Origin of the sequence: Flavobacterium sp. PMTSA4, assembly GCF_032098525.1 — a bacterium.
GTDB lineage: Bacteria > Bacteroidota > Bacteroidia > Flavobacteriales > Flavobacteriaceae > Flavobacterium > Flavobacterium capsici.
This window is the reverse complement of sequence record NZ_CP134890.1, coordinates 919,026-944,774: the sequence shown is the minus strand read 5'-3', so window position 1 is coordinate 944,774 and position 25,749 is coordinate 919,026. Positions and strand designations below refer to the sequence as shown.

General features: G+C 33.1%; 18 protein-coding genes. 9 read left to right on the top strand and 9 right to left on the bottom strand.

The genetic code is table 11. From position 1 onward, the window contains the following. Positions 1-7: 7 nt before the first annotated feature. Genes RN605_RS04360 through RN605_RS04345 form a run of 4 tightly spaced genes read right to left on the bottom strand, consistent with a single transcriptional unit; the run spans position 8 to position 1,736 of the window. Positions 8-316 carry a hypothetical protein gene (locus RN605_RS04360; protein WP_313322537.1) on the bottom strand — a complete coding sequence of 103 codons (309 nt, stop codon included), beginning with the start codon at positions 314-316 and terminating at the stop codon, positions 8-10. 2 nt (positions 317-318) lie between these two features. After that, complete coding sequence (locus tag RN605_RS04355) at positions 319-774, bottom strand: Coq4 family protein (protein ID WP_313322536.1); 456 nt, start codon at positions 772-774, stop codon at positions 319-321. 53 nt (positions 775-827) lie between these two features. Further along, on the bottom strand, positions 828-1,124 hold the full coding sequence (locus RN605_RS04350) for a winged helix-turn-helix domain-containing protein (protein ID WP_313322535.1): 297 nt from the start codon (positions 1,122-1,124) through the stop codon (positions 828-830). 3 nt (positions 1,125-1,127) lie between these two features. Beyond that, positions 1,128-1,736, bottom strand: coding sequence for a hypothetical protein (locus RN605_RS04345; RefSeq protein WP_313322534.1), 609 nt, complete (start codon positions 1,734-1,736; stop codon positions 1,128-1,130). Positions 1,737-1,821: 85 nt separating this feature from the next. Here RN605_RS04345 and RN605_RS04340 point away from each other — a divergent pair, with 85 nt between their 5' ends. Continuing rightward, positions 1,822-3,192 carry a M20/M25/M40 family metallo-hydrolase gene (locus RN605_RS04340; RefSeq protein WP_313322532.1) on the top strand — a complete coding sequence of 457 codons (1,371 nt, stop codon included), beginning with the start codon at positions 1,822-1,824 and terminating at the stop codon, positions 3,190-3,192. Between the two features lie 2 nt (positions 3,193-3,194). After that, entirely contained in the window at positions 3,195-3,545 is a 351-nt protein-coding gene (locus RN605_RS04335) for a DUF1801 domain-containing protein (protein WP_313322531.1), read from the top strand. A gap of 47 nt (positions 3,546-3,592) precedes the next feature. Here the strand turns inward: RN605_RS04335 and RN605_RS04330 are convergent, their stop codons facing one another. The 4 genes from RN605_RS04330 to RN605_RS04315 are packed head-to-tail and all read right to left on the bottom strand — an operon-like array spanning position 3,593 to position 14,855. Beyond that, the gene (locus RN605_RS04330; protein ID WP_313322529.1) at positions 3,593-12,619 is read right to left on the bottom strand and encodes a choice-of-anchor L domain-containing protein; all 9,027 of its coding nucleotides are present in this window, start codon (positions 12,617-12,619) and stop codon (positions 3,593-3,595) included. A gap of 32 nt (positions 12,620-12,651) precedes the next feature. Next, a complete protein-coding gene (locus RN605_RS04325) occupies positions 12,652-13,506 on the bottom strand; it encodes a hypothetical protein (RefSeq protein ID WP_394853492.1) in 855 nt (284 codons plus the stop codon). 20 nt (positions 13,507-13,526) lie between these two features. Further along, positions 13,527-14,345 (bottom strand): 3-deoxy-8-phosphooctulonate synthase, encoded by an 819-nt coding sequence (gene kdsA / locus RN605_RS04320; protein WP_313322527.1) that lies wholly within the window; start codon positions 14,343-14,345, stop codon positions 13,527-13,529. A gap of 48 nt (positions 14,346-14,393) precedes the next feature. Continuing rightward, positions 14,394-14,855, bottom strand: a complete 462-nt coding sequence (locus RN605_RS04315; RefSeq protein WP_313322525.1) for a 2-dehydro-3-deoxyphosphooctonate aldolase — start codon at positions 14,853-14,855, stop codon at positions 14,394-14,396. Between the two features lie 133 nt (positions 14,856-14,988). Between RN605_RS04315 and RN605_RS04310 the strand changes: the two genes are divergently transcribed. The 7 genes from RN605_RS04310 (at position 14,989) to RN605_RS04280 (ending at position 23,499) form a co-directional block, all read left to right on the top strand. Beyond that, complete coding sequence (locus RN605_RS04310) at positions 14,989-15,549, top strand: YeeE/YedE family protein (protein ID WP_313322523.1); 561 nt, start codon at positions 14,989-14,991, stop codon at positions 15,547-15,549. A gap of 6 nt (positions 15,550-15,555) precedes the next feature. Further along, positions 15,556-15,969 (top strand): DUF6691 family protein, encoded by a 414-nt coding sequence (locus RN605_RS04305; RefSeq protein ID WP_313322521.1) that lies wholly within the window; start codon positions 15,556-15,558, stop codon positions 15,967-15,969. A gap of 404 nt (positions 15,970-16,373) precedes the next feature. Then, positions 16,374-19,160 (top strand): Ig-like domain-containing protein, encoded by a 2,787-nt coding sequence (locus tag RN605_RS04300; protein WP_313322520.1) that lies wholly within the window; start codon positions 16,374-16,376, stop codon positions 19,158-19,160. A gap of 288 nt (positions 19,161-19,448) precedes the next feature. After that, the gene (locus tag RN605_RS04295; RefSeq protein ID WP_313322518.1) at positions 19,449-20,723 is read left to right on the top strand and encodes a tyrosine-type recombinase/integrase; all 1,275 of its coding nucleotides are present in this window, start codon (positions 19,449-19,451) and stop codon (positions 20,721-20,723) included. Then, positions 20,723-22,090 (top strand): hypothetical protein, encoded by a 1,368-nt coding sequence (locus RN605_RS04290; protein ID WP_313322516.1) that lies wholly within the window; start codon positions 20,723-20,725, stop codon positions 22,088-22,090. The genes RN605_RS04295 and RN605_RS04290 overlap by 1 nt, the downstream gene beginning before the upstream one ends. Positions 22,091-22,166: 76 nt before the next feature. Further along, a complete protein-coding gene (locus RN605_RS04285) occupies positions 22,167-22,442 on the top strand; it encodes a helix-turn-helix domain-containing protein (protein WP_313322514.1) in 276 nt (91 codons plus the stop codon). Positions 22,443-22,473: 31 nt separating this feature from the next. Then, a complete protein-coding gene (locus tag RN605_RS04280) occupies positions 22,474-23,499 on the top strand; it encodes a protein rep (RefSeq protein ID WP_313322513.1) in 1,026 nt (341 codons plus the stop codon). Between the two features lie 200 nt (positions 23,500-23,699). Here the strand turns inward: RN605_RS04280 and RN605_RS04275 are convergent, their stop codons facing one another. Beyond that, on the bottom strand, positions 23,700-25,748 hold the full coding sequence (locus tag RN605_RS04275; RefSeq protein ID WP_313322511.1) for a heavy metal translocating P-type ATPase: 2,049 nt from the start codon (positions 25,746-25,748) through the stop codon (positions 23,700-23,702). Between the last annotated feature and the right edge of the window lies 1 nt (position 25,749).

The following is a 25,749-nucleotide window of genomic DNA, read 5'->3' as shown; positions in this document are numbered from 1 at the left end:
ATTTAAATTAGATTTTGATTACGATAAAAAAATAGAGTAGTGTAATTGGAATATTTGCTAATAGAATCAGCATTCTGATGGCGATAGTTTCTCGCTCAGCTTCATTGATAATAAACTGATATAAAAGATTCAGCAATACCAATGAATTCAAAAGAATGGCAAAAAGCACATAAAAAAAGCCAATGATGAAGATGTAGTCTTCATTCGGGAATATTTGATGTAAAATGAAAAGTATTGTTCCAATGATAAAAGAACCAATAGCCAAATAGGTTGAAAAACTTACGGGAGTTTTGTGGTCATAAATTGTTGTTTCCATGATTATCTGATATTAAATGTGAATTGAATTTTTCTTATGGGTTGCAAAAGCATTTTCTGAAAATCTAGATTGTAAAATTTATGCGCATTCTTTCCTCGCATATAGAATTTGTAAAATGTTTTTAGTTTAGATGGATAAAAAAGTGTTCCAATGAAAATGACCATGTATAAATAAGCACTGCGCTTTCCGTTGCCAAAAAGTAAATATTGCATACCAATTTCTTCAATAACCGAAACACCAGTATTGGTTAAAACATGAACTACATCATGATCTTCTAATTTTGGTTGCATCTCAAAATTGTATTTCAACAGAAAACAACCCATATGAAACCCTAAAGTTTCTTGTGGTAATTGGATTAAATCTTTTGGAGTAATATTCCAGGCTTCATTTTTCTTAAAAAACTTTTGATACGGTTTTTTACTCCATTCATACATTTTTTCAATGAGTAGTGCTTTCATAAATGATAGTTAAAAGTACTTTGAAATTCAAAGTATTTAAATAAAAAAATAGATTAACTTTTTGATATTAATTTTTCAAGCGCTTCAATATGTTCTTGAAATGCTTTTTTTCCTTCTTTAGTAGCGATATATCGTGTATTGGGTTTTTTACCAATAAATTGTTTTTCAATTCGAATATAATCTTCACTTTCCAACGCTTTGGTATGACTGGCAAGATTTCCGTCAGTAACTCCAAGTAATTCACGAAGCTCAGTAAAATCGGCACTTTCATTCACCATCAATACCGACATGATTCCAAGTCGGATTCGATGATCAAAAGCTTTGTTGATATTTTGGATGATGTTTTTCAAAAATTAGTTTCTATCGTATTTAAAATGCATTACAGCTCCATAAATTATATGGCATATTCCAAAACCTAAAACCCAAAAATACAAACCATAACCTGAAAATTCAACAGCCAAAAGACCTAAAATTATTTCAGTTAGTCCAAGATAACGAACATCGCGCAAAGTATATTTACTTGCATTAATGCAAGCTAACCCATAAAATATTAAAGTAATTGGAGCAATCATTCCATAAACTTGATGACGCAATAGGAGCATGGCAAAAATTCCTCCAGTAAATAATGGAATACAAAAATTTATTAATAATCTTCTCGAAGTTGGATTCCAAACTTTTTCTCCCACTTTTTTCGCTTTTTGAATTGTCATTATATATGCAGTGACTAATGACAGAACTAAAACTACTATAGCAGTAGTGATAATTGATTTAAAGGTATAGCTTTCTAGAATGATAACTTCATATTCATTAGTATCAATTAAATAGTTAACAAAAACGGCTCCAATTAAAGCATAAATTCCAGCAAGAATTCCAGATAAACCACTAAGTGAAATGAATTGTGACGATTGAGACATCATTTGTTTGATGTCTTGTATGTCTTTTAAATATTTTTCGTTTTCCATTTTAAAGTACTTTGAAAAACAAAGTAAGTAAATTTTTTTTCAATGACCAAAACTTTTTTCTTTTATTTTTATAAAAAAATAATCCATGAACAAGCTACTACTTTTTTGTTTTCTTTTTCCAATATTTTGTTTTGCTCAGACTAAGGATGAAGAGATGTTAAAACAGATTTATAATTTATCATTAACAGATTCAAAAGCATATCCTTGGCTTGAGTATTTATCTAATTCAATTGGTTCAAGATTATCTGGTTCAACTGGTGCCGAAAAAGCTGTTTTGTATACCAAGTCAGAATTAGAAAAACTTGGTTTAGATAATGTTTATTTACAAGAAGTAATGGTTCCAAAATGGGTTAGAGGTGAAAAAGAAAAAGCATACATATTAGATAATAAAAAGAAAATTGAAGTTCCAATTTGTGCGCTTGGTGGTTCTGTTGCAACACCAAAAAATGGAATATCTGCAGAAATTATAGAAGTACATACTATTGAAGAATTGCAAAAATTAGGTAGTGATAAGATTAGAGGAAAAATAGTTTTTTTCAATCGTCCGATGGAATCTAATCAAATTGAAACTTTTATTGCCTATAGAAATTGTGGAGATCAAAGAAGAATTGGGGCAAAAGAAGCTGCAAAATTTGGCGCGGTAGGAGCAATTGTTCGTTCTTTAAATTTAAGATTGGATGATTTTCCTCATACTGGAGCTACAAGCTATGGAGATTTACCAAAGAATGAATATATTCCCACTGCTGCAATAAGTACGAATGGAGCTGAATTGTTAAGTAAAAAAATAAAAGAGAACAGCAATCTAAAGTTTTATTTTAAACAATCCTGTTTTCAAATGGAAGATGTTTTGTCATACAATGTGATTGGTGAAATAAAAGGAACAGTAAATCCTGAACAAATAATGATTGTCAGCGGACATTTGGATTCTTGGGATTTAGCTGATGGTTCACATGATGATGGTGCAGGTTGTACCCAAAGCATGGCAGTTTTAGAATTGTTTAAGAAACTAAACTATAAACCAAATCATACTATAAGAGTAGTTCTTTTTATGAATGAAGAAAATGGTGGAAAAGGTGGAAAAAAATATGCTGAATTAGCAGAAAAAAATAATGAAAATCACATTTTTGCTTTAGAAAGTGATTCTGGAGGATTTTCACCGAGAGGATTTTCTTTTGAATGTGATGAATCTAATTATACCAAAGCTTTAGGATGGAAGAACCTTTTTGAGCCTTATCTTATTCATAATTTTGTTAAAGGTAATGGAGGTTCAGATATTAATCCTTTAAAATCCAATAAAATTATAAAAGTTGGATTGAAACCAGATTCACAACGTTATTTTGATTATCATCATGCAGCAAATGATACTTTTGATGCAGTTAATAAAAGAGAATTGGAATTAGGTGTTGCAGCGATTGCTTCTTTAGTGTATTTATTTGATCAATATGGAATTGACTAGTAATGAAACCAACAGATTTATATATATTAAATCAGCCAGATAAATTTAAAGATATACTATTGCATATTATTTCTGTTATTGAGAATAATTTGCCGAATTCTACATTAGAATACAAATGGAATGTACCTTATTTTTATTATAAGAAGAAACCTTTTTGTTATTTAAATGCTAGTCATAAACATGGTTTTGTAGATGTAGGATTTGCGAAAGGATTTCAGCTTAAAAATAATTTAGAATATTTAATAGCTGATAATGGTAGAAATACTGTAAAATCTCTTCGTTATAAATCTTTAGAAGAAATTGATAGTGATATTTTGATATCAGTTGTAAAAGAAGCCAAGTTGTTATATTAAAAAAAAAGCCTTGAATATTAAATCAAGGCTTTTTAGTTTTTCAATTATTATTGTTCACGGTTAATGTAAATCCATCCAGTTTTGGTTTCACCTCCGCCATTAAATTCAATGACATAGTAGTAAGTTCCGTCAGGAAGTTCATCTCCATTATCTGCTTGACCAACCCATTGATTAGTATATTGATTTTTGCTATATACTTTCATACCATAACGATTATAAATGGTCAGTTTTTTAACATCAAAACCTGATAATTCAAAACTATCATTCAATCCATCGCCATTAGCAGAAATACCTTTTTGAATTTGACAAGCTACATTATTAATAGTAAATGATTTTGAGAAAGTACAACCATCAGCATTGGTAACAGTAACACTAAATGTGATTGGAATTTCTTCAACTTCGGTAGTTGAATTAATGTATTGTGATACATTGAAAGTAGCATCATTTCCACCAACCATTTGTAGATTACTATTATACCAAGTAAAGTTTGACGTTGATAAATCAAAACTATTATTCAACGGATTAACTTCAAGAGTATAATTTGAACCTACACAACTTCCTAAGATTTCAAAATCAAATGTAGGAAGCACAGTAATATTCCAAACGCCATTAGCAGCACATTGACCAGCATTTGGAGTGAAAGTATAACTTCCAGATTGTGTGTTGTCAATTACATTTGGAGACCAAGTTCCAGTATAATTTTCGTTAGAAGTAACTGGGAAACTTATATTTTCACCTTGACATATTGATACATTATTAAATGTTGAAACAATTAATGGGTTAACAACAAAGTTTAAAGTACCAACTGCTGCACATTGTCCAGCATTTGGAGTAAAGGTGTAAGTTCCAGAAGCTGTATTGCTTATTGTACTTGGTGACCAAGTTCCTGTAAATCCTTCAAGTGAAGTTGCTGGTAAACTTGGTGCAGTTTCTCCAGAACAAATAGCTGTTAAACTATTAAATGTTGCTATAACTGGTTGATTAACATTTACAGTAAACGTAGTTGATATTCCACACTGACTTGAATTATCTGGAGTAAATGTATAGGTTGTCGTAGCAGTATTATTGACAGCTGGCGACCAAGTTCCAGTAATACCTTCTAAAGATGTAGTAGGTAATGTTAATGTATCACCATTACAAATTGTTATTGGTGTAAACGTTGGAGTAACGCTAGGATTAATTAAAAGTGTTCCGTTTAATACAACATTATTACAATCATTAATCGCAGTAACAGCATAGTTAAATGTTCCAGATTCTGTTGGTGTTCCAGTAATTGTGAAGTTACCAGATGTTGAATCAAAAGTTCCATTCACTCCAATAGGTAATCCAGAAACAGATATGTTCGTTGCATCTTGAGATGAATAAACAATATCAACTATTGAGTTATTGATACAAACTGTTTGATCATTGTTTGCAGTTGTTAAAGCCATAGTTACCGAAGGTAATAATGTAACGCTACCAGAAGTTGGAGCAGAGCTACATTCAAGAGAAGTTACACTTACTGCATCAAGGAAATTACCAACACTTGGGTCGCCACCAGCACTTGAAACAGAAACAAATCTAATTCTATAATTACTACCACTGCTTGTAGGAACGTTGTATGGTGGTAAATTATATGATTGCCAAGTTGGACCATCAGAGAAGTTTCCAAGGCTTATATATGGACCGCCAGTTGGACCAATTTCAACACCAACAACGTCGGTACCTTGTCTTCCTCTGTGTGCAAATGAAATATTTAATTGAGCTCCAGGAGAAGTTGTAAAGTCTTGATAAACAGAAGCAGTTGAATTTCCATTAATTTCGATGAAATTATTTCCTTGGTATGCAAACACACCTTCAAATCCAGCTGGAGGCCAAATTTCAAATATACCATCAGGTGCAGTAGTACTCCAACATGGAACCAATGTTTGATTAATCATATTTGGATAAGGTCCTGTTGCAGCTGGTGTTTCAAAACTACCATTACAGAAAGTTGTGCTCAAGGGAGTTATTACTACAGTATAAGTTCCTTCAACAGTTGTTGTGAAACTAGCAACGTTTCCAGGATTTGTTACACCTGCTGGGACAGTCCATGTATAAGTGTAGGTTCCAGGAACTGCAGGTGTAGCAGTAACCGTTGTAGTTTGACCTGCGCAAATAGAAGAACTATTTACCGAAACAATTGGAGCGCCAGGATTAACTAAAACAATAACTTCATTTGAGACTGCAGTACAATTTGTTGTAGCTAAATCAAAATCAGTGTATGTTCCTGCATTCAATCCTGTCAATACTATTTGACCGTTTGAATCAGACATCATAGTATTTGGTCCTACAACTGAAGTGTCATCTGTGTAGGATACATTATAACTTTGATTTGGTAATAAACCATTAATAGTTATACTTCCGGTGTTACTATTACAAGTTGTTGGATTTGTACTAGTAATTTGTAAAGTTGATTGACTATTAAGAGTAATAACATCAGTTGACGATATACTACAACCATTTACTAAATAATTGAAATTTGAATATACTCCGATAGATAATCCACTCAATGTATACGAACCTGAATTATTAGAATTTATAACCATAGGTCCAACAGCCGTACTGTTGTTTTCATAGGTTAATGAATACGAAGTATTTGGTGCTAAGTTTTCAATTGTTATAGAACCATCAGTTGCAGAACAATCTGTTGGATTAACAAAAGTATAAGTTGGATTATTTTGTAGTGTATAAGTAGCTATAAAATTAGCACCATTATTATCGATTAATAATGTGTCATCACATTCTGTTGGCGAAGTTACATCACCAACCAATTGATAATAAACCTCTAAATTATATTCCCCAGCTGGATATGCTGTTAAATCAATAGGATTTTCAGAATCATTTAATACTTCTTGCCATTTTTGATCACCAGGGTTACATGGTCCGCCACTTGGGAATGAACCAGCATTACAATCTTCCAAGAAAGGTAAGTTAATAGATGAAAAAGTACCTGGAGTTCCTGATACTGGATAAATTCTATAAAATAAGGTTGCACTACAAACATTGGCAGTTGCTGCTTTAAATGTTTTTATTTCAGCACCACGTAATTTTAAAGAGTTTGAATTACTCACATATGTTCCTAAATCGGTATTTGGGAAAATGTTTTCAGCAGGACCAATTATTGATGATCCTGAACCAACTGTGTTAAAGAAATTATCGGTATCACAATCAGTTAACCAAACTGCATTTGCATAACTTCCAAAAGAACAATCTTGGTAAACTGTCACAACTATTTGAGTAGTTGTTGCACACGGATTATCTGTAGGGGTAAAGGTATAAGTTTGAGTTTGTGTATTACTTACAACACTTGGACTCCAAGTTCCAGTAACTCCATTATTTGAAGTTAATGGTAAAACCGGTGCTACATCTCCAGTACAAATTGGAGCAGGAGCAAGGAAAGTTGGAGTAATTTGTTCTAAAACTTCAATCGTAATTTCATATGGTACAGTACATTCAGTTGTGTTTGAATTTGCAACAAAAGTATAAGTTTGAGTTTGTACATTGTTTACCACTGCAGGTGTCCAAGTTCCAGAAATATTATTATCAGAAGTTGTTGGTAAAGTTGGTACAGCACCATTTTGACAAACTTGTGTTGGAAGATTAAAAACGATATCAGTTAATGGTTGAACAATTAAATCAAAATTTCCAACTATGAAACAGTCACCAGCATTTGATAACTGATAATATATAGTTTGTGGATTAGAAATATTATCATAAGCAGTTGGATTTGCTATAGGGTTAACACTTCCTTCAGCATCAGCCTGAGTCAAATAATAATTTACAGTATAATCGCTTGGATTGTTTCCATTCAAAATTATTGGAGTATTTACTGTTAAATCAAAAGTAGCAACACCATTAACACCACATTCTATCAAGTCATTAGGTTGTCCACCAATGATTTCTGGATAGAATTCAACAAGAATTGTGTCAGTTGCAGTACAGGTAGTATTGTTGTATTGTGCTGTTAAAGTATAACTTCCTGGCTGAGTGACAACTAAACTTGGTCCAGTTTCATTTGGAATAATGTCACTTCCTAGCATCCAAGTGAATGTAAAGTCATTACTACTTAAACCACTGTCTAATAATTGAGTTTCTCCAAAACAAATTGCATTATTTGTTTCTTGTAATAAATCATTTCCTAAATCCACAGTTCCAATATTGAAACTTCCTCCTTCAATAAACACTGCCGAGTCAAATAAATTATCCAAACGGTCAGCAATTACTAATTTAATATGGTATAATTGACCTGGAACTACAGGAGATGTTGCAGTCAAAGGAACTGTCATTCCATTAAAATTAATTGGTGCACCAATTGGATTTGAACCATTAGGCAAAACATAATAATTTCCAAAATATTGAGGATTTTGAGAATTACATGCATTATTGAATTGATTATCTCTAATTGTTACAACAGAAATAGGAGTAGTTGTATTAGGTAATACGGCTAAATTAGTGGTTACTCCAGTTGTTGTATTAGTTAATAAAAAAGCAAAAGCATCAGAGTAATCACATTGAAAAGTACCATATTCTTCAGAAGCAAAGATAAAATTGAAGCTAAGAGTGTTTATAATAGGAACAAAATCAAATTCCAATTTTGTAGCATTTCTTGAGTTCATAGGATTTCCAGTTGCGGCCAAAATGATTGCTTCTAATTGGGCATCACCAGTCCATGCAGCATTACCATCACTTAAAGTAGTAGTATTTGGTCCTGGTGCGCTCATAGCATTACCAGTTGTTAAAACAACACCTTCTCCAAATGGGAAAGATGAACCGTTTTGATTGAAATAACTAATACCATTTGTAGAACCAAAATTAGTACCTGTTGACCAAGTTATATTACTTACAAGAGCACAAGTAGAATCTAATAAAACATCTTCAACTAATTGTGGATTAGTATATAGCGTTGTACTAGTTGAAATTGGCGGTGGAATGGTTCCAATACAAACATTAAAAGTTGATGTTTGATTTGCAGTTGCTGTCCAAGTATAAACTCTAATATAATAAGTTTGTCCTGGCACTAAATTATTAGCTATACTTGAATTCGGGTCACTACAATATATTTGTGTTAAAGCACTACAACTTCCAGAATACAAAACATGAAATAAATCAGTTGTACTTCCTGCAACATTTGTTAAATCTATACTATGTGATGATGATGTAGCAACGAATGAAAACCAAACATCATCATCATCAGTACCACCACAAGTATTCCCCTGAGATGAAGCAGTAGCTCCAATCACAGTTCCACTTACAGTTTGACCACAATTTGTGTCTGGATTTACAGGAACATTTATGGCATTAAAACATTCATCATTTTCAATTAAAGTTCTAACAGTTCCTTTAATTGACCAAGTACTTACATCAGTTGAACTACAAATTGATCTGATGTAAACATCGTATGCAGTTGCAGATGTTAAATTAGTTGCCACATATGTATTGGTAGTAGTTATAACTCCTGTATCAGTACTTGTTGGAGCTGGTGAACCTGCTGGTAGAATTAATACTTCCCATTGAGTAGCTGTTCCAACTTCAGTCCATCCTACAGTAAAAGAAGTTTGAGTTACTGCTGAAAAAGTAAGCGCTGTTGGTCTTGGACAAGTTGGTGCTGGTTCACAAGTCACATTAGCTACCCATCCCGGATTATTTACAGAACCATCACTTCTAAAATTGAAGGTTAAACAACCAGTAGGGCTTGAAGAAGTAAAAGGACCAGGTAAATTAGTGTTTAAGTTACCCCAATATCCACCAGCTAATCCTCCAGGAACGTTTCCAGCACCATTAGTACTAGCTATTTGTGGTGCAGAAGTTGAATTTCCATCAAACACATACAATGCATCCCAGTTTGCCTCTGTAAAAAATGAGGTAAATGTTACTGTAACTACTTCATTTGGATTTGTTGGACAAATAATAACTGTTGAGTTTGAATTATTAGCATAATTCGCATTTGCACCCGCAGCATCTGTGAATGTTCCTCCACAAACTGGTGGAGCAATTTGAGTTGTTATTGTTACTGGTCCACCCCATTCACTTGAATCTGTTGTAGAACAAACGGCTCTAATATAGATATCATAACACGTATCAGGATTTAATCCTGTTAAGGTAAATGAATTATTAGTGTTTGCTGTAACAAAACCTGTTGCGGTAGCCGTTGGTGCTGGTGAACCACAAGGTAATGCCAATACTTCCCACTGAGAAGCAACACTATTATCAGGATTTACAGGTTGTGTCCAAGTTAAATTAACTGTATTGTGCGTCACTGCCGAGGAGACTATTGCAGTTGGCCTTCTACATGTTGGTGGTGGTGCACACGTTACATTGGCTACCCAACCAGGATTATTTACTGACCCATCACTTCTGAATCTAAAAGTTAAACATCCATCAGCACTTGTTGAAGTAAAAGGACCAGGAATTGTTGTTCCCCAGTATCCACCTGCTAAACCTCCTGGTACATTACCTGCTCCATTTGTACTTGCAATTTGTGGTGCAGCTATGGAATTACCGTCAAACACATATACTGCATCCCAGTTTGTTTCAGTGTTAAACGAAGTAAAAGTTACGGTAACCACATCTCCTGGTGTTGTTGGACAAATTGTCACAGTCGAATCTGAGTTGTTAGGATAATTAGCCGCAATACCTCCTGCGTCGATGTACTGTCCTCCACAAACTGGTGGTGCTACTTGCGTCGTAAATGTTGTTGGCCCTGTCCATGGGCTTTCATCCGGACCAGGACATACCGCTCTTACATATACATCATAACAAGTGGTTGGAGACAATCCTGTTAAATTGTATGGAGAACCTGTTGTGGTAGTAACAAAACCTGTAGATGTTGCTGTTGGAGCTGGTGATCCACAAGGCAAAGCTAAAACTTGCCATTCTGTTTCTGCTCCTCCATTAGTCCAAGTTAATGTTGCACTTGTTGATAACACAGCACTTGAAGTTAAGAATGATGGTTCAGGACAAGTTGGTATATCTTCAATGATTACATTGTCAATATAAAGTCTATTCCCGTCAATACCTCCCGGTGGAATATGCCATCCTATATTTATAGCTCCCGGCGTTGTTGGTAAATTTATTATAGCTTGTTGGTAAGTTACATTTGTAAATGTTGTAAGCGGTAATAATTGTGTAGTAAAATCAACTGGACTTGGTCCATCGTATGAGAGCATAACTCTAAACGCATCTGGATCGGTAGCTGATTGAACTCTGTAATGAAACTTCAACCTTTGGTTTCCTGTTATGTTAATTTGAGGAGATATCAACCAATCGTCATTATTCCCTGCATTTAAATTAGTAAGGATTGATGCAGATTGATTTCCTTCAAATGGATTGGTAGCATAGTTCATATCCCATGCATCTGTATCAGCATTTACATTAAGCACAGTCCAACAAGCTTCTGTTGTTGAAGTGCTATTAAATCCTTCTTGGAACGGCACATTGAACGCAGTACATAGTGTTCTAAATACAAACGGTCCTGTCCATGCACTAAAGTTGCCACTACCATCATTACAGTCCGCTCTAACATAAAACTCATAATTAGTGTTTGGCGTTAAAGGGTTTGGTGTTGGGTAAGCAGTGTTGTTTGTGGTCGTAATACCTGCTCCTGATGGAATACCAGCACCTGCAGGCTGTACTACTACTTCCCATGAAGTTGAACCTCCTGCTGCCCAATTAAGGTTAGCACCTGTTTGAGTAATTCCTGAAACAGCTAAGTTAGTTGGAGGTGCACAGTTTACGGTTTGAATTACTAATGTATACCCTACAGTCTGTGTCGTATTTAAGCTTGATATTACAAAATAATAAGTTTGTCCAGCTGTAACTGGTAAATTGAATGTTCTAACAGTTGCTGTGGTACCAGCAGCTCCATTTAAACATGTGGTTCCTATATTAGCACAACTACTGTAGGCAAAAATACCTGAATTGTTACCAGTTGGTGTCATAGTTACACTTATGGTACCATTAGCTGGTGCTGTATAAGAGTAAACCACATCATTACCATTTAAATAATTTCCTGTGATTCCACAACTTGTTCCTGGGCTACCTTCTATAGTAGGATTGTCACTATAGTTTGCAGTACTATCTGTTGTACTATATGGTAATGAGGTTACTTGTATTGGTGCATTACAAGACAATCCGGGTGAGGTTGTTGCAAAACTATAAGGCCCAATCCATGCACTTGTGGTGCCTCCACTACATATTGCCCTCACGTAATATTTATAGGAGGTTGTTGCTGTAAAAGCAACACCTGCTGGTTGGGTTGCGGTAGCAGTATATGTTGGAGTAGCATTATTATAAACAATACCTGTTCCTGTTGGAGAACTCGCTGCTGGAACTATTTCTATCTCCCAAGATGTTGCTCCACTTGGATTACCCCAGCTCAATTCAGCTGAAGTTAAAGTGATATTATTTGCCGTTAAATTCGTTGGATCAAAACATTGTTCAACAATGCTTACATCATCAATAAACCAACGATCTCCAAAAGGCGACAAGATTGGATCTTGTTGCATAACAAAAGCGACATAAACTTGTAATCCTTGAAAAGCAGCTAGATTAACTACTTTTTCTTCATAAATATTGAAGGTAGTTACTAAATCTGCATCCGTCCATTGTTGTACTAATGAATAAGAATTAGGATCTGTTGGGTTGGCTGTTGATGGAGCAACTTTAATCTGGAAAACAGTTCCCTGAGTTCCAATTAAAAAATTTCTTGTCCAAAAATGCAACTGACCATTAGAAGGGATATTAACTAAAGGTGTAGCCAAATAATTTTCGATTTGTCCATCAGGAAAAGAAGTTGAACGGATACAGTAGGCTGCATTAGTTCCAGAATTGACCTGTGGTGGCGTAGTAGCGGCTGAAGTAATTCCCCAACGTGTAGTTGCCGATGATACATTGTTAAAAACATACCAATTTCCAGTACCTAACGTCCAGTTTGTTGATGGTGAAGCATCTGGTCCTGTTGTTGATTCAAATCCTTCTACTCCAGTTCCTCCTAATTGAGAATAACTGGCGATGGAAAAAAACAATGTCAACAGCAATAAAGTAATTTTTTTCATAGTTGTTTGATTAAGATCGGTTTAATAGTTTTTTATACTTTAAAAATTCCTCCAAAGGAAATTATCCTTTGAAGAAAATAAAAATGTTGTGACGCTGTATCAGCAGCATCATTTGTTGTTCTGATATCAGACATATTAATATAACCACCTTTTAATTCGGTTTGAATAAAAAAGTGCTTAAAGAATGTAAAGTTTAAACCAACTTTTGCAGAAACACCGTAGCCAGAAATATGAAAATCATCATGTCTTTCTTTGCCAAGTACTTTCGCATTTGTTTTTGGAAATAAAAATCCAGCACCAACACCTTCAGTTAGGTTTATTTGAAACTTATCAATATTAGGTAATTTTAATAAATTAGACAAATCATCAACCCTGCAAATTTCAGTATTTATGTAATTTAAGCCATCAGTATGTTCAAAAGTAAGAAATTCTTCGGTAAGTAGTATTTGATTGTTCGGTAAAATTTCTCCATAACTTCCAGGATTTGAATAATAACCTGTATAATCGACAGCTCTGTTTTGATCCATGACATATTTCATATGATCAACACCAATTGAAATATTATAGTGATCAGAAATAAAATATCCAATTCGTAAATTAGTTTGTGGTATTGTCATTCTCGAAGGATTGATATAATCAACATGCCATCCTTTTGGTTTATCATGAGCATGAACATCATACAGAGTGAAATCATAATCAGCACCTTTAAAATGAATGTCAGATTTTGAAAAGCTTTCTCTGTTTCCTCCCCAATAAATATAAAATTTACCTTTATTATGGGCTGCATATTTTGTGACAGTTCCAGTTGTTGATGTACTTATTTCAGATTCTTGTGAAAAGGTTAATCCACTGAAACATAGTAAAGCAATAAAAAATATTTTTTTCAATGTAAAAATTCTTAAAAAGATTAAAGAGAATTAACAGTTTTTCTAATAGCAACTAATTTTGTCATTAGATTTTCAAAAAGATCTAAATGTAACATATTTGCACCATCACTTTTGGCATTTGCTGGATCAAAATGTGTTTCAATAAATATTCCGTCAACACCAACAGCAATACCAGCTTTTGCTATAGTTTCAATCATATCAGGTCTGCCACCGGTAACACCAGCCATTTGGTTTGGTTGTTGTAATGAATGTGTAACATCTAAAACTGTTGTTGCAAAATTTTGCATAGTTGGAATTCCTCTGAAATCAACAATCATGTCTTGATATCCAAACATTGTTCCTCTATCAGTTACCATCACATTTTGATTATTGCAATCCAAAACTTTTTGAACGGCATGTTTCATACTTTCAGGACTCATGAACTGTCCTTTTTTTAGATTCACAACTTTACCTGTATTAGCAGCAGCTACAACCAAATCAGTTTGACGTACTAGAAACGCTGGAATTTGTAAAACATCAACATATTGAGCTGCTTTATCAGCATCTTCATTGGTATGAATGTCGGTTACAGTAGGTATTTGAAATGTTTCACCAACTTTTCTAAGGATTTTTAAAGCTTTTTCATCTCCAATTCCTGAAAAACTGTCTATTCTAGAGCGATTTGCTTTTTTAAAAGAACCTTTAAAAACATATGGAATCTGTAGTTTAGAAGTAATTGTAACTAAACGTTCGGCAATTTTTAATGCCATTTCTTCTCCTTCAATGGCACATGGACCAGCTAAAAGGAAAAATTGTCCACTTTCTGTATTTTTTATTTGTGGAATTTCTTTAATATTCATTAAAATAGGATTTTAAGACCGCTAATTTAATAATATTTAATGGAAGAATTATTTATTTTTTGCGGTAAATCCAACAGGAATATACAAATATCCTTTTTCATAAATATTTAAATACAATCGAACAGGTTTTGATTGACCTTTCCATGTAATTTCGTAAATATCTAAAAGTCCTGCTCCCATATCTGTTCTTTTGCTTGGAAATGGGCAACATGTTTCTACTTTAGTATAGAATATTTCTTCACCATTAGGTCCAGATAATGCATTTAAAAAACGGTATGCATTAATATTTTCATCTTTGGTGTTTTTGTAAAATACATTTATAGGGTAGTCTGGATCGTAACCATATTTTTTATCAGTTGTAGTTTCGGTGATAATAAAAGTTTCTTTATTCAATAATTTTGGAATAGGTGCATTGTCATCTATATTTTTAATAGTCAGTTTTGTACTTATGCATGAAGATAAAATCATAAGTATTAAGATAGGCCAAATGTATTTTAAACTATTATTCATGGGTTAAATATTTTTTTGAGTACATCAATAATTGTGCAAATGATATAAAAACGAAAAATTAATGTGATAAAATTATACATTTTAAATTATTGAACTGGAATTGAATTTCTATTTTTGTATAAAATAATTAAAAATGGAGTTACTTTCACAAACTTGGCATTGGTCAATTTCTGGTTTTATTATTGGAATAATAATGCTTTTATTGACATATTTTGGTAAAACTTTCGGAATGTCTTCTAATCTTCGTTCACTTTGCTCCATGACTGGAATAGGAAAGAAGGTGTCTTTTTTTGATTGGGATTGGAAATCACAAAGGTGGAATTTTGTGGTTGTATTAGGTGCAATGATAGGTGGATTTGTTGCGGTACATTATATGCAAAGTTCAGACAATGTTTCAATTAGTGAGCAAACAATAACTGAGTTGTCTGCTTTAGGAATTGATTCGCCTAATGGAAAATTATTGCCGGATTATTTATTTGGAATGAATGTTTTTAGTTCTTTTAAAATGATACTAATACTTCTTTCAGGTGGATTTTTAATAGGTTTTGGTTCAAGATATGCTGGAGGTTGTACTTCAGGACATGCAATTTCTGGTTTAAGTAATTTGCAGATTCCTTCTTTGAAAGCTGTTATAGGTTTTTTTGTTGGCGGATTGATTATGTCCTATTTTTTATTGCCATTAATTTTAAATTAATTAGAAATGAAAGTATTAAAATATCTTATTGTAGGTTTTATTTTTGGAATTGTATTGACAAAATCTGAAGCAGTTTCTTGGTATAGAATATATGAAATGTTTCATTTTCAATCTTTTCATATGTATGGAATAATAATGACTGCTGTGATAACAGGAATTATTGGAATTCAAATTATTAAAAAGAAAAATTTGAAAGACATAAAAGGTAATTCTATAGTTATTCAAGATAAAGAAAAAGGCAACCTACGCTATTGGTTTGGCGGTACTCTTTTTGGACTTGGTTGGGCTTTAGTTGGTTCTTGTCCTGGGCCAATTTTTATTCTTTTAGGCGCTGGGTTTTTAGCTGTTGGATTAGTTTTGGTAGGTGCTGTTTTAGGTACTTTTATTTATGGAGTAATTAAAGACAAATTACCTCACTAATACTTATGCATTTTAGAATTTGTATCTTTTGATTTAAAAGTTTTTTTGTATTTTAAAAATTATCTTATTACTATTTTTTTTAGATTTTTACTGAATAATTGGTATTATAATTAATCAAAAAATATGTTATTAACAATTTATAAGGATGTTAATAAAATTATAATAAACTTCTAGATATTAGTGTGTTAACTTTTTTTAATTCTTTAAAGATTAGATAGCTATGTTAATAACCCCACGCTTTTTTGTTAATAACTTTAAAAGTTATTTATTGAAAATTAAAATATGTGTAGTTTATAGTTTTTTTGTGTTTTTTGTCGGATAATTTATATGTAATCTTTTTTTTGAAATAGTTTTGCCTCAAAATTAGATACCAAATCTTATTTAATTGTAATTGGTAAAAAACTATGAAAAAAATTGCTCTTTATTTTTTGTTATTCTTTGTTTGGACATTTAGTAGTCATGCGCAATGTACTATATCAGGTTCACCTATAAACTCTGGAACATTAAACCCTACATTATGTACATCATTTGTAGGATGTACAACTGTTTATATTGGGGATGGAATCAATCCAACAACTTTAGTCATGACTGCAAATTTTGATTTAACCTGTTTAGGATCAATTCAATTTATAGTTAGAAATAATGCAAATATTGATTTTTCGACTGGAAACTATGATTTGACTTTAGCTGCTAATTCTTCTATTGTTATTGAAGCTGGTGGAAGTATTGGAGCTGGTAGTAACTGTAGTGCTTCTGATTTGATTAAAATTGGAACAATTAAAGTTGCTTCTTGTAATGGTGGTGGTGGAGCTGAAACAGATTTTCCAGGTTTAATATCTGGTGGAGGTTATAATACTGTTAATGCTACAGCTACTGCAATATGTGGTTCAGGTAGCTCTATAATTACAGCTCAAAAAAATCCAGTTCCAACTAGCAGTACAACTTATAAATTTTATACTGTGGCTAGTGGAGGAAGCCCTGTATTTTCATCAACGGTAAGTTCAAGTCCATATGTGGCAACCTACACTACACCTACATTATCAACTTCAACGACTTATTATGTAGAAGCTACCACTGGATCAGTGACTACACCAAGAAGAGCTGTTTCTGTTTCTGTAGTTTCATTACCTTCTGCTCCAGCAGTTACTATTTCTCATCCAACATGTTCTACAGCTACAGGTATAATTACTATTAATACACCAACAGGTTCAGGAATGACATATAGTATAAATGGTTCAACTTATGCAAATACATCAGGAGTATTTAATAATGTAGCGTCTGCTAATTATAATGTAACTGCAAAAAATTCATCAGGATGTATATCAGCAATAACAATTGCGACTGTAAATACACAGCCAGTTTCTCCAGTACAACCGTTAATAAACTCAATTACTCAGCCAGATTGCACCTCTACTTTAGGCTCATTTGTAATTTCTAATTATAATGCTTCATATAGTTATGCTATTTCTCCTTCAACTGGTGTAACACGTTCTGGTAACACAGTTACAGCACCAGCAGGAAGTTATAATGTAACAGCTACTCTTAGTTCTTGTTCTTCAATACCTTCAGCAACAATTACAATAAATTCTCAGAGAGTCAATACTTGGAATGGAACAAGTTGGTCATTAGGTATACCAAGTAGTTTGGATAGAATTGTTTTTAATGGTAATTATTCTTCTTTGTCAAATGTTGTTGGTTGTGCCTGTACAGTAAATTCTGGAAATGTTGTATTTAATTCTGGAAATTCTTTAATAATAACAAATGAAGTTACTGTTTCAGGTGGTTCATTAACTTTTGAAAATGATGCGAGTTTAGTTCAAATAAATAATTCATCGGTAAATTCAGGTTCAATTATTTATAAAAGAAGAACTACTCCTCTAAAACAATATGATTATACCTATTGGAGTTCTCCTGTTGCGAATGCTTCATTAAGTCAGTTGGCAACAAATTCATTGTTTTACTCTTTTGATCCAAATATTAATAATTGGGTTTATCAAGCATCTGGAGCGATAATGGCTCAAGGAAAAGGATACATTGGAAGAGCACCAAGTGGTTTAAATTATGCTGCTTCAAACCAACAAGTTGTTACAAATTTCAATGGAGTTCCAAATAATGGAATTATTAACCCAACGATAGTAAAATCAGCAACTAGTGGTCATAATTTAATTGGTAACCCATATTCATCTGCAATTGATATTGATTTGTTTTTAACGAATTCAACTAACGATGCAATTTTTAACAGCACAATATATTTGTGGACTCACAATACAGCAATTACAAATAATGTATACACAGCTGATGATTATGCTAAATATAATTTAACTGGTGGTGTAAAAACTGCTTCAGCTGCTTCAACAGGCGGAGCAACTCCAACGGGAAAAGTTGCAGCTGGTCAAGGATTTTTTATTGAAGCAAAATCATCATTAGCCAATGGTAATTATTCTGCACGATTTGATAATTCAATGAGAATTTCAGGAAATAATAATCAGTTTTTTAGAACGGCTTCACCAGAAAAACATCGTTTTTGGGTTTCAATTAATAGTCCACAAGGAGCTTTTAATGAAATGCTGGTTGGATATGTAGAAGGAGCAACTAATGATTTTGACTCAAAATATGATGGAAAAACAATGCAAACAAATAATTCTGTTTTTATTGCGATGCCTTTAAATGATTTGTCATTAGCAATACAAGCAAAAGCGTTGCCTTTTTCTTCTCAAGATATTATTCCATTTATTTATAGTACTACAATCAATGGAACATTAAGTATTAATCTTGAAAATTTTGATGGGCTATTTTCTAATCAAGATATTTATTTATTAGATAAGTTTACTAATGCGTATCACAACTTAAAAGATTCAAATTACACCTTCACAACATCAAGTGGAACGTTCAACAATCGTTTTGAGATAAGATTTATATCTAATGCTTTAGGAGTTACAAACCCAAATTCAACTGAAAATAGTATTAAAATAATTTCTAATAATAATAGTCTTTTAGTATTAAGCTCTAATGAAAAGATTGAAAAAGTTGTTATTTATGACTTACTAGGAAAATTAGTTTATGCAACTTTAAATGATTTAGATAGAAATGAATTTAATACTGGTGAATTAAATATTTCACCACAAGTTTTATTAGTAAAAGTATTGCTATCAAATGGTGTAATAGTTTCCCAGAAAGCAATTATAAAATAAAAACAATAATTAAATAATTAAATAATTAAAAAGCCCAAACTAGTAGTTTGGTTTTTTTTTTATATGTTTTGTAAGTTAAAGCATAAGTATAAAAAAACCGATTAGTTTACTAATCGGTTTTTGTTGCGGAGAAAGAGGGATTTGAACTTTCTATATTTTGATATAGCTAAATTTATCAAATCCCTTTATTGTCAATAACTTCAACTTAATGTTAATATTTGATATAACTAAAATATAGTATTAAATCATACCTTTACTGTCAACTAAACTGTCAACTGATAGAAATTTATGAGAAGTACATTCAACTTAAAAGAACCTAATAAGGATAAGGAAAGTTTGATTCTGTTTTCAGCCTATTTCAAAATGGAAGGGCGTAAATTTGTCTACTCAACAGGTGAAATGATTCATCCTGACGATTGGGATTTTGAAAACAGACAGCCTAAGAACCTCAACGGAAGGACAGAATCAGCTAATAGGCTGAGAGGAATTAATAGACAATTGGAGCGTTATTCCAATTTCTTTTCAGATTTGATACAGAAATACAAGCTTTCTAATCGGGATATATCTATTGCAGATATTAAGGATGATTTTGATATTGAATTTAAGCGTACTACTGCTATCTCAAGCAAATTCTTTGAGGTTTACGATTTGTTTCTAACCGAAAGGAAAAGTGATTTCACGGATGAAGCTAATTCCGAAACTACAATAAAACGATATGAGTACAACAAAAAGCTGCTTTTTGACTTTCAAACCTTCAACGGCAAAAAGATTAATTTTAATCAAATAGACAAAGTTTTTTATAATTCTTTTATTGAGTTTTCAATCTCTGAAAAAAAGCACTCAGCAAATACGGTTAGAAGAAATGTTGGATTACTCAAAACATTCCTTTATTGGGCAACCGAAAACAATCACACTTATAAAATAGATTATCAAAAATTCAAATCGCCAAAATCTCAATTGACAGATGAGGTTGCATTGACTTTAGAACAGGTTCAGGAAGTCTTTGAGTTTGATTTCAGCAATAATGAAAGATTAGAGCGTGTTAGGGATTTGTTTGTGTTTGGTTGTGCAACCGGAATGAGAATCAGTAATTATTCCAATGTACAGGAGAAAGATATTCAGGATGGTTTTATAAAGGTTAGGGATAAAAAGAACACTGATAAAGCTTTGGAAATACCGTTAAATGATTTCTCTATTTTCCTTCTGAAAAAGTATGAGTATAAACTACCGAATATATCCAATCAAAAGTTTAACGATTATATCAAAGAAGTGTTTCAAACCATAGGATATAATCAAAACATCAAAAAGACGGTCAAAGTCGGGAAAGATATTATAGAACAAGTTAATCCACTTTTTGAAAGGATTTCATCACATACTGCCCGAAGAAGCTTTATAACTATTATGAAGAATAATAAAATCCCTGATAAGGTCATTATGAGCTATACAGGTCATAGAAGTTTGGAAGTCTTTAACAAATATTACAAACCAAACAATGATGATAAAAAAGAGTTTATGAAATCTGTTTGGAAAATGGAAAATGCCCAATTGAAAAAAGTTGATTAATGGCAACAATAAATAAGAAGTTTTATATAGACAAATTAGAAGAAATTGATGTTTGCGGTCATACATTTTTCTCGTTTGAAGGTGGTGCTTTCCAATTACCATACGATGTAAATCCGGCAGCAGGGGAACATACCTATTCAACTTGTGAAGGTTGCAAGAAACAAAGGCAAAATATAATTGATGAAATAAAGAGAGTTAATGTTTTTCCATTGTGTTGTGAAGAGCACAAAACGTTGCCTTCGTTTGCAGATTTTAATATTGAAAATTATAAGGAATTAGAAGGTAGTATTGCTGATAAAATCATCTATACAGCTCAGTTTGTTATAAACAATATCGATAACGATGATTGGTTTGAAGATTTTCAAAATTATTTTGAGTATGTGATTGAGAGTTTTGGCAGCTTTCCCAATGGTTATGGTTCACCATATCAGATAAATAATTTTTATGGGTTTCTTCCCGATATGATTGACGGAAAGAGAGATTTGCTTTCATCGCCAAAAATATCAAAGGAAGAAATCAATAAAAGAATAGATTCAATTTTGGAGCATATTCACAATGCTTTTATTCCTGCCGGTCAAAAGCGTCCGAAGGAAGATAATAAGGATTTTAATTTATTACTTTCCACTTACAGTAGATGGTACAAAACGTTTCCTTTTAATCTGTCTTATTTCCAACCTTTACAGAAAAAATACAGCAAAACAATCCCTATTGTAAATGGTGAGGTCAGATATAATAAATATACAGGCTTATCTGCTGCGTCCCTTCACTCAAAGGAAAGCCTAACCCAATTTTTAGTGGAGCTAACAAAAGCTATCATAACAAATGTAAACGCATTGAAATTATATGAAAAAGGGATGCTAAATGATACTCAAAAGATACAATTAGAACTGGTTTTGAGAAATAGGGAATTAGAATTAACGGCTCTAAATTCGGGGAAAGAAATAGATTCTAAAGGTTATATCAAAATTCTAAAAAGTTGGTTTACATCTGAGAAAAAATTCATTAAGGAAATAACACCTCTATTGAAAGAAGATGAATCACTCAAAGAGAAAATAACACCGGAACTTTCTATTAAACAAATAGCACTTAAATTGGTTTATGAAGGTGCGGTGGTTAATAGAAATAATTGTGGCGAAATCATAAAAGAATATGGTCATTCTTCGGGCGAAAAACTGTTTCAAGAGTTTACTTATTTCTCAAGTTCACAAAATAGAAAAGGAAATCCAACTAACCCAACTCCTAAAACTTTCCAAAACAAAATAGAATTGTTTGAAAGTGTGATTGGTTTACTTTCTGATGCCAATAAACAAAGGGCTTTAGATGAGTTAAGTATATTAAAAATCAATAGAGATAATTTATTTGGATAAAAATTGTAACCGGTTATAACCGGTTACCTAAATCAAATTAGACAAAACATTTGCACATAACTCAAACGCAAATGTTATGAATAATCCCTTTGAGATAATCGAACAACGATTATCAAATATCGAAAACCTTCTATTGGATATTAAGCATAAACCGACTGAAGAAGACAAAGCCGAAAATCTAACGGTAAAAGAAGCCGCTGAACTCCTAAAGGTTTCTGAACAATCAATACACAATTACATCAAAAGAGGTTTTTTACCGGCTCAAAAAGTTGGTAGAATCCTGCTTATAAAACGTATTGATGTTGAGCAATCGCTCCAAGAGGTAAAATCACTAAAGTACAAAAGAGCCTAACTCTAAAAGTTGAGGTAATAATCTGCCGGAAATGGGAAACATCTATACATTAGGACAAAGTGGGACAAATAAAACGGGACAAAGACCGGTTTTTATTTCAGGAAATGGCTCTGACCTCAGCAATAATGAGGTTTTGCAAGGAAGGGCAAAGCGCAAATTTATCACCCAAAATATGATGCTAAATCTGATGGATGTAGCAAAAGAAAAAGGCGATAATGAAAAGCAAAAGGCATATTGGAATACCTACTACTGCCAAAATAGAGTTACAAGTGTCGATGGTCGTTTGTATGGTAACTACTGTAAAAACAGATTTTGTACTCTTTGTTGCAGCATCAGGAAAGCTGAAATCATAAACAGATACTATCCGATTATTGAGCAATGGGAAGAACCTTATTTTGTAACCTTAACAGTCAAAGCCTGTTCTGCTGCAAGGCTAAGAGTATTGGTCAAAAAAGTTATGCAGGGATTTCAAATGATAAAGGAAAGACACAAAAAGAATTTCCAAAGAGGAAAAGGAATCAAACTCATTGGCGTTAAATCGTTGGAGTGTAATTTCAATCCGGTAAAAAAGACTTATAATCCACATCTGCATTTGATAGTTGCCAATAAAAAAATGGCGGAAATACTGATTCAGGATTGGCTAAAACTATGGACACCGAAATTTGCCCAAAGACAGGCGCAGGATATGAGAAAAATATTCAACGCTGAAACAGGACTGATAGAGATTATAAAATATGGAAGTAAAATTTTTACTGAACCGGAAATAAAGAAAAAAGGCGATAACGCTTCCTATCAAATTTATGCTTCTGCTTTGGATAATATCCTTACCGCTATGAAAGGCATTCGTATTTTTGAGCGTTTTGGCTTCAATGCTGAGAAGAAAGAAGAAATTACAATCAAAGAACCTCAGCCGGTTTATAATTCTGAGCAATGGGAATTTAACCCAAATCTTTTTGATTGGGAAAATACAGCCACAGCTGAGGTTTTAACCGGATATAAGCCAAAACCTCAACTTACAGCTATATTGTCAAATTGTATTGACATTACTTCCCAATAGAAAGTGATTATTAAATTAATCAAACAAAGAAATAAACCATAAGATTAAAGTGGCTAAGCAAACTATATAACATATAACTTCATAAGGTTTAATAAGCTCTTTACTTTTTTTCTCAATGATTATTTTGCCGTTTTTGGTAATAACTCTTTTTGTGATTATCCTTCCCATCTCAATATAGATTATTGAACACAACCATTAGCCTAAAATTTCATTCGTTGGATTCTCACTGCATTTAGTATAGCCAATAATGCTACACCCACATCAGCAAAAACCGCTTCCCACATAGTAGCCAAACCGCCTGCACCAAGAATCAAAACAATTCCTTTTACTACAAAGGCTAATGTGATGTTTTGCCAAACTATCTTTTTGGTTTGTTTCCCGATATTAATAGCCATTGGGATTTTACTCGGCTTATCATCCTGAATAACTACATCGGCAGTTTCAATAGTGGCATCACTACCCAAACCACCCATTGCTATACCCACATCACTTAACGCAACTACCGGAGCATCATTAACACCATCACCAACAAAAGCAACGGTTTCATTTTTAGCTTTGATTTCTTTGACCTTGTTTACTTTGTCTTCAGGTAATAAATCGCCAAAAGCATTTGTGATGCCTAACTTATCAGCAACATATTTTACAACTGTGCTTTTATCACCACTTAGCATAGTAGTTTTTATATTCAAAGACTTTAGCTTGTTAATCGTTTCCTGAGCATCTTTTTTGATAACATCGGCAATAGTTATATATCCAACAAACTTTTTATCGTAGGCAACGGCTATGAGCGTGTAAACGATTGAATTAGGGTCAATATCGTATGGAATGGAATGTTTGTCCATTAACTTAAAATTACCCACTAAAAGGCTTTTGCCGTCAACGGTTGCTTTCAATCCCTGCCCTGCGATTTCTTCCACTTTTCCAAGTTTGATAGAAGTATCAACTTTGCCAACAAATTCGTGAATGGCAGTCGCTACCGGATGAGTACTTTGGCTTTCTAAGGTATTGACCATTTGCAGTATTTCCTTTTCCTTAAATTGCTTATCAAAAACAACTTCCTGTACTTTAAAAACGCCTTCAGTCATTGTTCCGGTTTTATCCATCACAACGTTTTTAACCGTAGCTATCACATCGAGGAAATTGCTGCCTTTGAATAATATTCCGTTTCTACTCGCTGCACCAATTCCACCAAAATAGCCCAATGGTATTGATATTACTAAAGCGCAAGGACAAGAAATAACTAAGAATATTAAAGCTCTGTATAACCAATTTGAAAAGACGTAATTCTCAACAAAGAAATAAGGCAGAAACGCTATCAAAACCGCCAATAAAACCACAATAGGTGTATAGATTTTGGCAAACTTTCGAATGAATAGTTCAGTAGGTGCTTTTTGCGCTGTGGCGTTTTGTACCAATTCCAAAATTTTAGAAAGCTTACTATCTGTGTAGGCAGTGGTAACTTTCACCTGAGATACTTTGTTGAGGTTAATCATTCCGGCTAAAACCGTATCGCCTTTAGACTTTGTATCGGGTTTGCTTTCACCTGTTAAGGCTGATGTATTGAATGAAGCTCCATCAGAAAGCAGTTCACCATCCAAACCTAATTTTTCACCGGCTTTCAATTGGATTATATCACCAATTTTTGCATCGGCAGCTTTGATGGTTTGCGCTTCAGATTTAACCAAAATAGTTACTTCATCAGGTCTTTGGTCTAATAAGGATTTGATATTGGCTTTGGCTCTCGTTACGGCTAACGTTTGGAAAACCTCACCAACTGAATAGAATAGCATTACAGCCACCGCTTCGGGATATTGACCAATTGCAAACGCTCCCACAGTGGCTATAACCATCAAAAGAAATTCAGAAAAGAATTCACCTTCCTTAATACTTTCAAATGCTTCCTTCAACACCGGAAAACCAACAGGGATATAAGCTGCTATATACCAAATAATCCTTATCCATCCTGTAAACCAATCAGCAGTAAAAACATTGTCAAATCCTATTGCAGTTAACAGTAATACCAAAGAAATGGCAGAAGGCGAAAACATTTTGAATGTGCTTTCATTTGCAGAATGACTGTGTTCGTGGTTGTGTCCATCATCCTCAGAATGTTGGTGCTTTTTGCTTTTAGTGGAACAGCAGCTATCATCCTCAATCAAATCTTTTGCACCGGCTTTGGTGTAGATTTTTTCTTCCTGAGTACAACAAAGCTGTTTTCCATTAGCATCGTATTTGTGTTGATGTTTCATA